This window comes from Defluviitalea raffinosedens, assembly GCF_016908775.1.
GTDB lineage: Bacteria > Bacillota > Clostridia > Lachnospirales > Defluviitaleaceae > Defluviitalea > Defluviitalea raffinosedens.
In genome coordinates this window covers 13,379-26,953 of the sequence record NZ_JAFBEP010000005.1, presented here as the reverse complement: position 1 = coordinate 26,953, position 13,575 = coordinate 13,379, and the positions used below count along the sequence as shown (strand labels likewise).

Annotated in this window: 12 protein-coding genes; all 12 read left to right on the top strand. The window is 37.4% G+C overall.

Annotation, left to right across the window (positions count from 1 at the left end; translation table 11 throughout):
- Complete coding sequence (locus JOD07_RS05505; protein WP_180322439.1) at nt 1–3,771, top strand: phosphoribosylformylglycinamidine synthase; 3,771 nt, start codon at nt 1–3, stop codon at nt 3,769–3,771.
- Nucleotides 3,772–4,069: 298 nt separating this feature from the next.
- Nucleotides 4,070–4,279 carry a FeoA family protein gene (locus tag JOD07_RS05500; RefSeq protein WP_158739589.1) on the top strand — a complete coding sequence of 70 codons (210 nt, stop codon included), beginning with the start codon at nt 4,070–4,072 and terminating at the stop codon, nt 4,277–4,279.
- A gap of 10 nt (nt 4,280–4,289) precedes the next feature.
- Nucleotides 4,290–4,511 (top strand): FeoA family protein, encoded by a 222-nt coding sequence (locus JOD07_RS05495; RefSeq protein ID WP_158739590.1) that lies wholly within the window; start codon nt 4,290–4,292, stop codon nt 4,509–4,511.
- A gap of 28 nt (nt 4,512–4,539) precedes the next feature.
- Complete coding sequence (gene feoB / locus JOD07_RS05490; RefSeq protein ID WP_158739591.1) at nt 4,540–6,678, top strand: ferrous iron transport protein B; 2,139 nt, start codon at nt 4,540–4,542, stop codon at nt 6,676–6,678.
- A 12-nt stretch (nt 6,679–6,690) separates the two neighbouring features.
- Nucleotides 6,691–6,834 carry a FeoB-associated Cys-rich membrane protein gene (locus JOD07_RS05485; RefSeq protein ID WP_158739592.1) on the top strand — a complete coding sequence of 48 codons (144 nt, stop codon included), beginning with the start codon at nt 6,691–6,693 and terminating at the stop codon, nt 6,832–6,834.
- A 113-nt stretch (nt 6,835–6,947) separates the two neighbouring features.
- Nucleotides 6,948–8,051 carry an iron-containing alcohol dehydrogenase family protein gene (locus JOD07_RS05480; protein ID WP_158739593.1) on the top strand — a complete coding sequence of 368 codons (1,104 nt, stop codon included), beginning with the start codon at nt 6,948–6,950 and terminating at the stop codon, nt 8,049–8,051.
- Nucleotides 8,052–8,214: 163 nt separating this feature from the next.
- Nucleotides 8,215–8,796, top strand: a complete 582-nt coding sequence (locus tag JOD07_RS05475) for a TetR/AcrR family transcriptional regulator (protein WP_158739594.1) — start codon at nt 8,215–8,217, stop codon at nt 8,794–8,796.
- A gap of 35 nt (nt 8,797–8,831) precedes the next feature.
- Nucleotides 8,832–9,227 (top strand): response regulator, encoded by a 396-nt coding sequence (locus JOD07_RS05470; protein ID WP_158739595.1) that lies wholly within the window; start codon nt 8,832–8,834, stop codon nt 9,225–9,227.
- A 50-nt stretch (nt 9,228–9,277) separates the two neighbouring features.
- A complete protein-coding gene (locus tag JOD07_RS05465) occupies nt 9,278–9,631 on the top strand; it encodes a response regulator (protein ID WP_158739596.1) in 354 nt (117 codons plus the stop codon).
- 692 nt (nt 9,632–10,323) lie between these two features.
- The gene (locus JOD07_RS05460; RefSeq protein ID WP_158739597.1) at nt 10,324–10,815 is read left to right on the top strand and encodes a chemotaxis protein CheW; all 492 of its coding nucleotides are present in this window, start codon (nt 10,324–10,326) and stop codon (nt 10,813–10,815) included.
- Between the two features lie 55 nt (nt 10,816–10,870).
- Entirely contained in the window at nt 10,871–12,682 is a 1,812-nt protein-coding gene (locus JOD07_RS05455; protein WP_243429254.1) for a methyl-accepting chemotaxis protein, read from the top strand.
- A 68-nt stretch (nt 12,683–12,750) separates the two neighbouring features.
- Nucleotides 12,751–13,569 (top strand): CheR family methyltransferase, encoded by an 819-nt coding sequence (locus JOD07_RS05450; RefSeq protein ID WP_158739599.1) that lies wholly within the window; start codon nt 12,751–12,753, stop codon nt 13,567–13,569.
- The last annotated feature ends 6 nt before the right edge of the window (nt 13,570–13,575 follow it).

Sequence of the window (13,575 nt, the reverse complement as noted above, 5' to 3'; positions counted from 1 at the left end):
ATGTCTGATGTAAGAAGAATATTTGTGCAAAAGAAATCCGGTTTTGATGTAGAAGCTAAAAATTTATATACCGATTTAAAGGAGAATTTACTGATTGAGGCGCTGGAGGATGTGCGAATTGTTAATCGCTACGATATAGAAGGCATAGACGAAGAAGCCTACAACCAAGCGAGAACTATTATTTTTTCTGAACCTCCCGTAGATTTGGTCTATGATGAGGAATTACCCCTGGAGGTTAATGAAAGAGTATTTGCAGTGGAATATCTTCCGGGACAATACGATCAAAGAGCTGATTCTGCTGCTCAGTGTATTCAGATTTTAACTCGTAAAGAAAAGCCAGTTATTCGTACTGCTAAAGTCATTTGCCTTAAGGGAAATATCACAGACGAACAGTTTGATGTTATAAAAAATTACTGTATCAATACCATAGATTCCAGAGAAGCTTCTTTAGAAAAGCCAGAGACTTTAGACATGGAGCTTTCCATTCCTGAGGAAGTTGAGATCCTAAATGGTTTTATTCATCTGTCTTATGAACAGTTAGAGAACTTAAGGAATGAATTGGGACTTGCCATGAGTACAGAGGATATTGTATTCTGTCAGACTTATTTCAGAGATGAAGAAAAAAGAGATCCCAGTATTACAGAAATCAGGGTGCTGGATACTTATTGGTCTGATCACTGCAGACATACGACATTTCTCACTAAGCTAGATAATATTGAAATCGAAGAAGGACACTTTTCAATCCCTATTCAAAAGGCTTACCAGGAATACTTGGAAGGCAGGGATATCGTATACGGAGAAAGCAAAAAAGATATTTGCCTTATGGATATAGCCCTGATGGGAATGAAGGAATTAAGGAAACAAGGGAAACTTGATGACCTTGAAGTATCTGATGAAATTAATGCCTGCAGCATTCAAGTTACAGTTGATGTGAATGGTGAAGATGAAGAATGGCTCGTGATGTTTAAAAATGAAACTCATAATCATCCCACAGAGATAGAACCCTTTGGAGGGGCTGCCACTTGTCTTGGAGGTGCAATCCGAGATCCATTGTCTGGAAGAGCGTATGTGTATCAGGCAATGCGTGTAACAGGCAGTGGAGATCCAAGAACCTCCGTACAGGATACATTACCTGGGAAGCTGCCTCAAAGAAAAATTACCACAGGAGCTGCCCACGGATATAGTTCCTATGGAAACCAAATCGGCCTTGCCACCGGTCATGTAGCGGAAATATATGATGAAGGTTATGTGGCAAAAAGAATGGAAATCGGAGCGGTGATCGCTGCAGCGCCTAAGAAAAATGTCGTTCGTGGCGTGCCAGAAGAAGGGGATGTAATTATTCTTCTTGGAGGAAGAACAGGAAGGGATGGTTGCGGTGGCGCAACAGGTTCTTCTAAGGAACATACGGAAGAATCCTTAACCACTTGCGGAGCAGAAGTTCAGAAAGGAAATGCACCGACTGAACGTAAAATCCAAAGATTATTCAGAAATCCTAAAGTAAGTACAATGATTAAACGCTGCAACGATTTTGGTGCCGGTGGCGTATCGGTTGCCATTGGAGAGCTGGCAGACGGACTTGAAATTGATTTGAACGCGGTACCGAAAAAATACGAAGGACTGGATGGAACAGAACTGGCTATATCTGAATCTCAAGAAAGAATGGCAGTAGTAATTGAGCCCCATCATGTGGAAGAATTCATCGCGCTGGCAGAAGAGGAAAACTTAGAAGCTGTAGTCGTTGCTAAGGTAACCTCTGACAATAGATTGAAAATGTTCTGGAATGACAAAGTAATTGTAGATATCAGCAGAGAATTTTTAAATACCAATGGTGCTACTCAAAGAGCCGATGGGTTTATCACAGCTCCAGAAGAAAATAAAAATTACTTTAGTGTAATTAAAGAAGATATTAAAGATAAACTTGAAGATCTTAAAGATGCTTGGATCACCAATCTGAAAGACTTAAATGTATGCAGTCAAAAAGGGTTAGTGGAACGCTTTGACAGTACCATTGGTACAGGAACGGTTCTTATGCCTTTTGGGGGCAAATATCAGTTAACTCCTGCGGAATGTATGGTTGGAAAAATTCCTGTATTCAATGGTGAAACAAAAAGCGGAACCATTATGAGCCATGGCTATAACCCTAGATTATCCAAATGGAGTCCTTTTCATGGAGCAGTATATGCCATCGTAGAAGCTGTGGCAAAGGTTGTAGCAGTAGGGGGAGATTATAAGAACATTCGCTTAACCCTCCAAGAATACTTTGAACGATTAGGGAAAGATCCAAAAAGATGGGGTAAACCTTTAGCTTCTCTATTGGGAGCATATTATGTGCAAAAGAAACTAGGTACAGCGGCTATTGGAGGAAAAGACAGCATGTCAGGGACCTTTAAGGACTTAGACGTTCCTCCTACTCTTACAGCTTTTGCGGTAGATATGGTCAATGTAGACAAGGTTATTTCTCCTGAATTTAAAAGGTCAGGAAGTGTAGTTATTTATGTTCCTCTTAAAAGAGATGAATTTGAACTCCCTGACTTTGAAGAATTAGACAGAAATTATTCTACAATAACAAAGCTTATTCAAGAAGGAAAAATCTTATCTGCCCATACGGTAAAATTGGGAGGAATCGCAGAAGCCATCAGCAAAATGAGCTTCGGAAACAAAATAGGAATGAGATTTACAAAGGAAATCCATCCGAAAGACCTGTTTGCGCCTAATTATGGTTCATTGGTGCTCGAAATCGAGGAAAAAGATATTGCTTTATTTAAAGATATTCGTTACATCTTGTTAGGAGAAACTCAAAACAGTCCATCTATTTGTGTAAACAATATTGAAATTCCTCTTGAAGAACTTCTAAAAGCTTGGGAAGCACCCTTAGAAAAGGTATTCCCTACGAAAGTAAAAGAAATAAAAGAAAAACCAATCCATAAAATTTATACGGAAAGAAATCCTCATAAATCTAGGATTAAAATAGCAAAACCACGAATTTTTATCCCAGTATTCCCTGGAACCAATTGCGAGGATGATACTCAAAGAGCTTTTGAAGAAGCAGGAGGCATCGTTAATATATCAGTATTTAAGAATTTAGTGCCTTCTCATATTGAAGAATCCATCGATCAAATGGTAAAAGCAATCAATAATGCTCAAATTATAATGATTCCTGGAGGATTTAGTGCCGGTGACGAACCGGAAGGAAGCGGAAAATTCATAGCTACAGTATTTAGAAATCCACGAATAAAAGAAGCCGTAATGAATCTGCTAAGCAATAGGGACGGTTTGATGCTTGGCATTTGTAACGGTTTTCAAGCCCTTATGAAATTAGGATTACTTCCCTACGGAGAAATACGAGATATAGATTGCGATTGTCCGACCCTTACTTTTAATACTCTTGGACGCCATGTATCCAATATGGTTACGACTAAAATCACATCCACCAAATCCCCTTGGTTTGCCAATGTAGAAGCAGGAGACCTTCATCAAATCGCCGTATCCCATGGGGAAGGAAGATTTGTTGCATCGGAGGAAATGATGCGTCAACTTTTTGACAATGGACAAGTGGCAACTCAGTATGTAGATTTAGATGGCAATCCAACTTACGATATCGCATTTAATCCCAATGGTTCAATGAATGCCATAGAAGGGATCACCAGTCCCGATGGAAGAATCCTTGGTAAAATGGGACACTCCGAAAGAATAGGCACCAATGTGGCAAAAAATATTCCTGGAGCAAAAGATCAAAAAATCTTCCAGTCAGGAGTGGAATATTTCAGTTAATCAATAGGAACGGTTCTTTTAAACAGGACCGTTCCTATTGATTTTTTTATTACATAGGAAATTTTTCGAATTTCCTATGTAATAAAAAGCTCTCCGGGTGAGATGCGCACTCGCGTGTAATGTATTTTGCCGGCTTTGCCGACCGAGCGCAGTGCGAGAGCTTCACAAGCGAAACGCTTTTGCTTTTGATAATGAATTTCATTATTGACGCACTGGAAAAATTATGATAAGATTACTGATAGTAATGATAATCAATTTCAAAATGTGAAAAATTTAATGATCTGTGGGAGGGATGATCATGCTGCTGACGATGGCTAAACCTGGAGAGGTCAATTATATAAAGAAAATTACAGGCAAAGATCAGATTCGTAAGTTTTTAGCTACTCTTGGGTTTGTTGAAGGGGAAAAGGTGACAGTTGTTTCAGAAAATGGCGGGAATATGATTATCAATATTAAAGAAACACGGGTAGCACTGGATAAAAGACTCGTCAACAGAATCTACGTTTAGGAGGAATACCATGAGAACATTAAAAGCTGTAAAATGCGGAGAAACAGTTACCGTTGTAAAACTCCATGGATCAGGACCGGTTAAGAGAAGAATTATGGATATGGGCATTACAAAAGGGACTGACATTTTTGTCAGAAAAGTTGCTCCCTTGGGTGATCCTATTGAAGTGAATGTGCGCAATTATGAATTAAGCATACGGAAAGCGGATGCTGAAATGATAGAAGTTCAGTAGTATTACACTTTTATAGGAGGAATTAATCATGGGAATTAAAATTGCGCTTGCTGGTAATCCCAACAGTGGTAAGACAACTATGTTTAACCATTTAACGGGAAGTTCACAGTATGTGGGGAACTGGCCTGGTGTAACAGTGGAAAAGAAGGCGGGTAAGTTAAAAGGACATAAAGATACAGAAATCATTGACTTACCCGGTATTTATTCTCTTTCACCTTATACCCTGGAAGAGGTTGTCACAAGGAATTATCTTATTGAAGAGAAGCCAGATGTAATTATTAATATTGTTGACAGCACGAATATTGAAAGGAATCTTTATCTTACAACACAACTTATGGAAATTGGCATACCGATGGTTATGGCCCTTAATATGACCGATGTGCTGAGGAAGAACGGAGACACGATCGACGTACATAAACTGAGCAAGTATATAGGCTGTGAAATCATTGAAACTTCTGCACTTAAGGGAGAAGGTTGTAAAGAGGCAGCCGAGAAAGCAGTAGTATTAGCTCAAAAGAAAGTAAAAGCTAGACCCTCTCATATGTTTTTTGAAGAAGTGGAAAAAGTTCTTTCTGCCATTGCAGATCTTATAAAAGATGTTGTGGGACAGGATAATCTTCGTTGGTTTGCCATAAAGCTCTTTGAACGGGATCAAAAAGTAATGGAGCAAATCAATTTGCCGCAAGAAAGACAAGATCAAATTGAAAAATTAATTGAGCAAATAGAGAATGAATTGGATGATGACAGCGAAAGTATTATTACCAATGAACGCTACAATTATATCAGTGGCATTGTTAAAGAATGTGTACAGAAGAAAAACACTTCAAAGATGACCACCTCAGATAAAATCGATACGATTGTAACAAACAGATTTTTGGCTTTGCCTATCTTTGCAACAGTAATGTTTTTAGTGTATTATTTGTCCATAACAACTGTAGGAGGATGGGCTACGGACTGGGTAAATGACGTATTGTTTGGAGAAATTATACCCCCTGCAGTGGAAAGCTTCTTAACATCTGTCGGAACAGCGGATTGGCTTACATCTTTGATCCTTGACGGCGTTATTGGCGGTGTAGGAGCTGTACTTGGATTCTTACCGCAGATGCTGGTACTGTTCTTCTTTCTGGCGATTCTGGAAGACTGCGGATACATGGCTCGTATTGCATTTATTATGGATAGGGTTTTCCGCAAATTTGGTCTTTCCGGTAAGTCCTTTATTCCAATTCTTATTGGAACAGGCTGTGGGGTTCCTGGGATTATGGCATCCCGTACTATTGAAAATGAACAAGATCGTAAAATGACCATTATAACAACCACATTTATTCCTTGCTCAGCGAAACTCCCAATCATTGCATTGATTGCAGGGGCTTTATTCCCAGACTCCGCCTGGGTTGCTCCGTCTGCATATTTCGTGGGAATGGCTGCAATCATTGCTTCGGGAATTATACTAAAGAAAACAAAAAGTTTTGCAGGAGATCCTGCCCCCTTTGTAATGGAACTGCCGCCATACCATGTTCCGGGACTTAAAAATGTGTTGCTTCATATGTGGGACAGAGCGAAATCCTTCATCCAAAAAGCGGGGACAATTATTTTCCTTGCTTCTGGCCTTGTATGGTTTTTAAGCTCATTTAGCTGGTCTATGGAAATGGTAGATACTCCAGATTCTATACTGGCTTCAATTGGCAATATTCTTGCACCTTTGTTTACACCGCTTGGCTGGGGAGATTGGCAATCAGCGGTTGCAACGATTACAGGACTAATTGCAAAAGAAAATGTCGTTGGTACTTTTGGAATTTTGTATGGGTTTGCAGAAGTTGCAGAAGATGGCGCAGAAATATGGGGCAATCTTCAGGCTTCTTTCACCACGATTTCTGCTTATTCATTCTTAGTTTTCAATCTATTGTGTGCGCCATGTTTTGCTGCTATTGGCGCGATCAGAAGAGAAATGGGCAATGCAAAATGGACATTGATTGCAGTAGGATATCAAACAGGATTCGCTTACGTTATTTCTTTGATCATTTATCAATTAGGTATGGCATTTACAGGACATGGATTTGGCATCGGAACCATGATAGCTCTCTTACTTACCGCAGCACTCGTTTATTTATTATTTAGGCCGTATAAAGAAGCAGATAGACATTATCGCACCAAAGAAATTGGTGCCTAGGAGGTGTTTTCATTGGCAACATGGATCATTGGCTCTCTTATATTCGCTTGTTTTGCTTGGGTTGGTTACAGAATGTTTAAACGATATAAAACGGGAGATGGAGGCTGTTCAGGTTGTTCAGGGTGCTCCCATTCCGATGGATGTGGAAAAAACTAAATATTAAACATTTATACCATAGGAGCATTCCATTAGACTTTTCTTATATATAGTAATATAATATATATGGAGAAAGTAAGTAGTAATCATTACGATGAAAAGGGGATGCTCCTATGGAATCTTTTGAATATGTAATGCCTACGCAGATTTTATTTGGAAAAGACGTTATATCCACTCATGCACATCTGTTTAAGAATTATGGTCAGAAAGCGTTGATTGTAACAGGCAGGAGTTCTGCCAAGAAAAATGGCTCTTTACAGGATGTTATTGTTGCCCTTGATCAAAATGGAATAAAGTACTGTATTTTTGATGAAATAGAAGAAAATCCTTCTATGGAAACTGTTCAAAAGGGCGCAGAGTTTGGAAGAAAAGAAAAGGCAGATTTTATCATTGCTGTAGGGGGAGGTTCTCCTCTTGATGCTGCAAAAGCCATAGATCTTCTTGTTGCCAATGAAGACGGTACTATAGAAGACCTTTTTGCTTCAAATCCTATGAGTATTATTCCACTTCTTGCAGTGCCTACTACTGCAGGAACAGGCTCTGAAACAACACCTTATGCCATATTAACTGACCATAAGGCAAAGACAAAACGCAATTTCGCCCATAAAGTATTCTTTGATGTTGCATTTTTAGATGCAAAGTATATGATGGATATGCCAGAAACCATTACAATCAATACGGCAGTGGATGCTTTGTCTCATCTTGTTGAAGGTTATCTGACAGTGAAGGCAAATCTCCTTAGTGATATTTGGGCGGAAAAAGGTCTGCTCATTTTCTCAGAATGTATGGAAGCTTTAAGAAATAAGGATTTTACTTATGAACTCAGAGAAAAATTATTGCTGGTTTCTACAATTGCTGGCATAGTTATTGCTCAGAGTGGAACTTCTCTTCCCCATGGCATGGGTTATGCCCTTACATACTTTCATAATGTAGCCCATGGAAGAGCGAACGGCCTTCTTATGAAAGCGTACTTAGATATTCATCCGGACAAGCAAAAGGTACAAAAAATCCTCACCTGCTTAAGACTTAACAGTCTGGAAGATTTGGGAGAATACTTAGACGTGTTGTTAGGAGAAAAGGAAACAGTTACGGAAAATGAAATTTTTGAATATGCAGAAGGTATGATCAGTAATGAAGCAAAATTAAAAAATCATCCGGGTAAAGTTTCCAAAGAAGATATTTACACCATTTATAAGAAAAGCTTAAATATAATTTGAAGATAAAAAGCAGCCAAGGTTTCTTGCCTTGGCTGCTTTTTGCAATTTTCTCCTTATTTCCTTTGAATTTCTACATGATTTTTAGAATACTCATTGACAAGTGAAATACTAGGTATATAATGGAATTAAAGGTGAGTGAAAATTCACTCTCAGGAGGGATCGAATGTTAAAAGGATTTCCAACAAGAAGAGACAGTATTATTTTAGCTGCAATTGATATTATCAGTGAAAACGGGATACAGGGTTTATCTACCAAAAAAATCGCAGAAAAACAAGGAATATCTGAATCGCTTTTATATAAGCACTTTGACAAGCTGGATGATGTTCTGGTTGCAGTTCTTGAATATTTTTCTCAATTTGATTCAATGATTGCCAATACGGTTATAAAAAAAGATATTTCTTGTAAAGACAAGATTATTGAATATATCAAGTCATTTGTTGAATTATACGAGACCTATCCTGCTCTTGCATCCATTATTTTAAATTACGAAGTATTAACGCATTATGATCACACCCGCCAAATGATCACAGAGATTTTTACTAATCGTTTGCGGTTTATTACTCAAGTTATAGAAATTGGTCAGGAAAGAGGAGAAATTGGCCATTATTATACAGCCCAGGAATTGACGGATATTATTAAAGGAATTATGCTGGCTACCACGTTCCGTTGGAAAATTACAGGTTATACTTGTCAGCTAAAAGACAGTGTTCTTACAACGATAAGAAAAGTGCTGGAAACCAGCTGATTTAGTAAAAACCAGATTAAAAATGGGGGATGATAATGAGAATATTAATTGCAGAAGACGATTTTGTCAGCAGAAAATATCTGTTTAAGTTTCTTTCTAAATATGGAGAATGTGATATGACAGTGGATGGAATAGAAACTGTTGAGGCTTTTGCCATCGCACATGATTCAGGAAACCCTTATGATTTATTATGCCTTGATATTATGATGCCAAAGATTGATGGACTAAAGGCATTAAATACAATCAGAGAAATAGAAAGAAGAAAGAAAATTCAAGATTCCAAGAGGTGCAAAGTGATTATGATCAGTGCACTCAGCGAAACAGAAGTTAAGGTTGATGATTCTAAGAAAGAATATGAAGTGTATATAACTAAGCCTATTGAAATTGAAAATATTATAAGTGCCATGAAGGAATTAAAACTTATTGACTAAGTTATAATAATAAAATTTGAAATTAAATTATAGGATGAAAGGGTGTATATATGAAAAAAATATTGATTGTAGATGACGCAATGTTTATAAGAAGCAGTTTAAAGCTTATGCTTGAAAATAATGGATTTGAAGTTATAGGTGAAGCAGGTAATGGATACGAAGCAATAGACAAGTATAAAGTACTTAAACCGGATATTGTAACGATGGATATTACAATGCCTGAAATGGATGGGATAGAATCCTTAAGACAAATAAAAGAGTATGATAAAAACGCAAATGTTGTTATGATTACTGCTTTAGGTCAGGAGAGTTTTGTAAAAGAAGCGATTATGCTGGGAGCTAAGGGTTTTATAGTAAAACCTTTCAAAGAAGAAACAGTGGTCAAAGCATTAAGTAAATTTTAATATCTGTTTCCAGTCGGCATAAGAAGATTACAATATGCCAAAATGGCATCAATCTTTTTTTGAAGCAGCTTAAGGGATGAAAGTATCAGGGTTTTTGAAGTTGCCCATAAATTAAGTGAGATTGCCTTTGGCATAATGCATATTATAAAAGAATTGTCTGAAGAAAAACACAAAAATAGTCACAAATGAAAGCTTTATGGCATATTTTATGGCATATTTTAAATCAGATAAAAGTCTTAAAGAGTTTCGTTTATTTTTGTCAGGCATCATATTCCTTGAAAGACTCAATCTGGAGCCATACAGCACAATCAAACGATCAATTTGGACCAAAAGAAATGTGCAAAAGATCAGCATATAGCTGAAAGGTATGAAAAAAATGCCGCTGTTTATTTAGTTTAATAAGTGTCAACGGATCAAAACTGTAGTGTTTATGGATATTGCAGGAGAACTGGTTATATCTCAGGTATTAAACCCAGCATCCGGAACTTAAGGGGCTGCCTCTTAATCATTTTTACAAAGCGCCATTATATTCTTCTACCAAATACAATATCAGATAATTTTGGGCTTCGAGCGTTCTAAAGAGGTTAAAGAAGATGGAGGATGCACATTGCGGTGAGATGTAAGTGTCAGCCTGATTTTTGATATAACCGGTTTTGCAAATTCAATAATGGGACAATGAGGGGGCCTAAGCCATGGGAGAAGAAATGGATAGTTTGATGGTAGAAGAAGATACTCAAAAGGGTAAATTTTTAACTTTTTCGATTGGAGCAGAGGAGTATGCAATCGAAGTCCGATATGTTACAGAAATCATTGGTATGCAGACCATTACAGAAGTACCGGAGCTGCCTGAATACATAAAAGGTATAATTAATTTACGAGGTAAAATTATCCCTGTAATGGACATCAGGCTTCGATTTAAGAAAGAACCAAGAGAATACGACGACAGAACTTGCATTATCGTGATAGATATCGGTGAAATATCCATTGGTCTTATAGTAGATACAGTGTCGGAAGTACTATCCATAGATGAAGGAAACATTGTATCTCCGCCACAAGTGAATCGAGGTAGCCAGAATAAATATATCAAAGCTATTGGAAAAATTGATCAAAACGTAAAACTTATTCTTGATTGTCAAAAATTGCTCAATGAAGACGAAATTGAAGATCTTTCACAAACATTTTAGAAAATGATCGATAAATTATTCAAGGGGATGATGCGGCATGAAATGGTTCCATAATATGAATATTGGTAAAAAATTGATTTTATCTTTCTTACTTGTTGCTTTTATCGCAGGCATTATTGGGGGTATAGGGGTTTTAGATATACAGAAGATTGCCGATTTGGATGCAGAATTGTATGAATATCATACCGATGCGCTGGATGATTTGACAAGAATTATGCAGGATTATCAATTAAAGCGGGTAATATTAAGAGATTTAATTATCAATACCGATGCCTCCTTTAGGGAGGACAAGTGGAAGGAATATGATGAATTAACTTACGAGATTAATGAACTTTTTGCTAATTTTGAAGAAAAAATTAATAGCGATGAAGTAAGAGTTGCTTTTGAACAGTTGAAAAACAGTATTTATGATTACGAAGAATATAAAAGTAAAATAGATAATTATATTAAGCTAGGGCAGGAAGATGTAGCTTTCAAAAGTTTATATACCGACGGCGCTCCCATCGCAACAGCAGTACAAGACTCTATTGAACGGTTGCTGCAATTAAAAATTGATTTGGCCAGACAGGCTGCAGAGACAAACAGTAGGACTGCATCAGTATCCACTGTAGTTATGCTTATAATTATTCTTGTGGGTCTTCTTATGGCAGTGTTTCTTGGATTTTTTATCTCCAGAAGTATCAGCCATCCTGTAATCCAGCTCATGAATGCAGCCGATCAACTTGCACTGGGTGATGTGAATGTGGATATTCATGGAGACAGGAAGGATGAAATCGGAAGGCTTATGCAATCTTTTGGCAAAATGATTGCCAATATAAGAGAACAGGCACTGGCAGTTGAAAAGATTGCCAATGGCGATTTAACCGTAGAGGTTAAAGTAAGATCAGAGAATGACCTTTTAGGAAGAAAACTCTCAGAAATGATCGAAAAGAATAATGAAGTATTGAGTAATATTAATTCGGCCTCGGAACAGGTAGCTTCCGCATCAAAACAGGTAGCAGCAGCCAGCCAGGCCTTGTCTCAGGGTTCAACAGAACAGGCAAGTTCAATCGAAGAGATTACTTCTTCTATTGAAGAAATTGCCACTCAAACGCAGGAGAATGCAGAGAACGCGAATCAAGCCAATGAGCTTGCGACAATTGCTAAAAACAGGGCGGCTGAAGGCAAACAGCAGATGAAAGATATGCTTTCAGCCATGACAGAAATTAATGAGTCTTCCAATAATATTTCAAAGATTATAAAGGTGATAGACGATATTGCATTCCAAACCAATATCCTTGCATTAAATGCAGCTGTTGAAGCAGCCAGAGCAGGACAGCACGGAAAAGGATTCGCTGTAGTGGCAGAAGAAGTAAGAAACTTAGCAGCCCGTTCAGCGGATGCAGCGAAAGAAACCACAGCAATGATTGAAGAATCCATCAAGAAAGTAAATGATGGAACAACAATAGCCAATTTTACAGCAACAGCCTTAAATCAAATCGTAGAAGAGGTTGCAAAGGCTGCAGATTTAGTAAGAGAAATTGCTATAGCTTCTAATGAGCAAGCTTCAGGGATTGCACAGATTAGTCAGGCAATTAATCAGGTATCCCAGGTGGTTCAAAACAACTCTACCACTTCCGAAGAAAGTGCTGCTGCCAGCGAAGAATTATCCAGTCAGGCAGAGCTTCTTAAGGATCTTGTTAATCAGTTTAAACTAAAAAGGAATAATCTAAAAAGCAATTCTGGTTCGCTCAATTCTGAAATGCTGAAAATGCTAAGGACTATGGAAAACAGAAGTAATTTTTTGTCCCCTAAGGGCGAATATAATGAAACTATGATGCCACAAATAAGAATAGATTTAGATGATAAGGAATTTGGTAAATATTAATCTCTTTATATAAAACAGAGAACTCTACAAGTTCTCTGCTTTTTGATATAATATGAAAGGTGAAGCCAATGCTGAACATTACAGAAAAAGAATTTAAAAAGCTTGCTGAGTATATGAAAAAATACTATGGCATCAATTTTAAGCCAGAAAAAAAGAGTCTTGTTATAGGAAGGCTTCAAAATATTATTTCACAGGGCAATTTTGATAGTTTTTCCAGCTACTTTGATTATATTCAGGCAGATAAAACAGGAGAGGCTGTAAAGACTTTAATTAATAAACTTACAACAAATCATACTTTCTTTATGCGGGAATCTGAACACTTTATGTATTTTAAAGATAAAATATTGCCTTATCTGGCTTCTGTTGAAGCATCCAAGAAAGATCTAAGAATATGGAGTGCAGGGTGTTCCAGCGGAGAGGAACCTTATACATTGGCAATGATTATGGCGGATTATTTTGGGGCGAATAAAGGTTTCTGGGATACCAGAATACTGGCAACGGATATATCTACTAAAGCTTTGGAAAAAGCTATACGGGGGGTATATTCCAAGGAGAGCATTTCTGTTCTGCCCAAACATTGGCAGCTCAATTATTTTAACCGCCTTAATGACAAAGAGTATGCGATTTCCGACGAAATAAAAAAAGAAGTAATTTTTAGGAGATTTAACTTAAACAGTGCGGAGTTTCCATTCCGAAAAAAATTTCATGTGATTTTTTGTCGAAATGTTATGATCTATTTTGATGCTGAAACAAAAAGGAAACTTATCAATAAGTTTTATGAAATTACGGAACCTGGGGGGTACTTGTTTATTGGTCATTCAGAATCCATAAATCGCAATGAAACAGGATATAAATATGTTATGCCTGCTCTTTATAGAAAGGAATAGATTGTT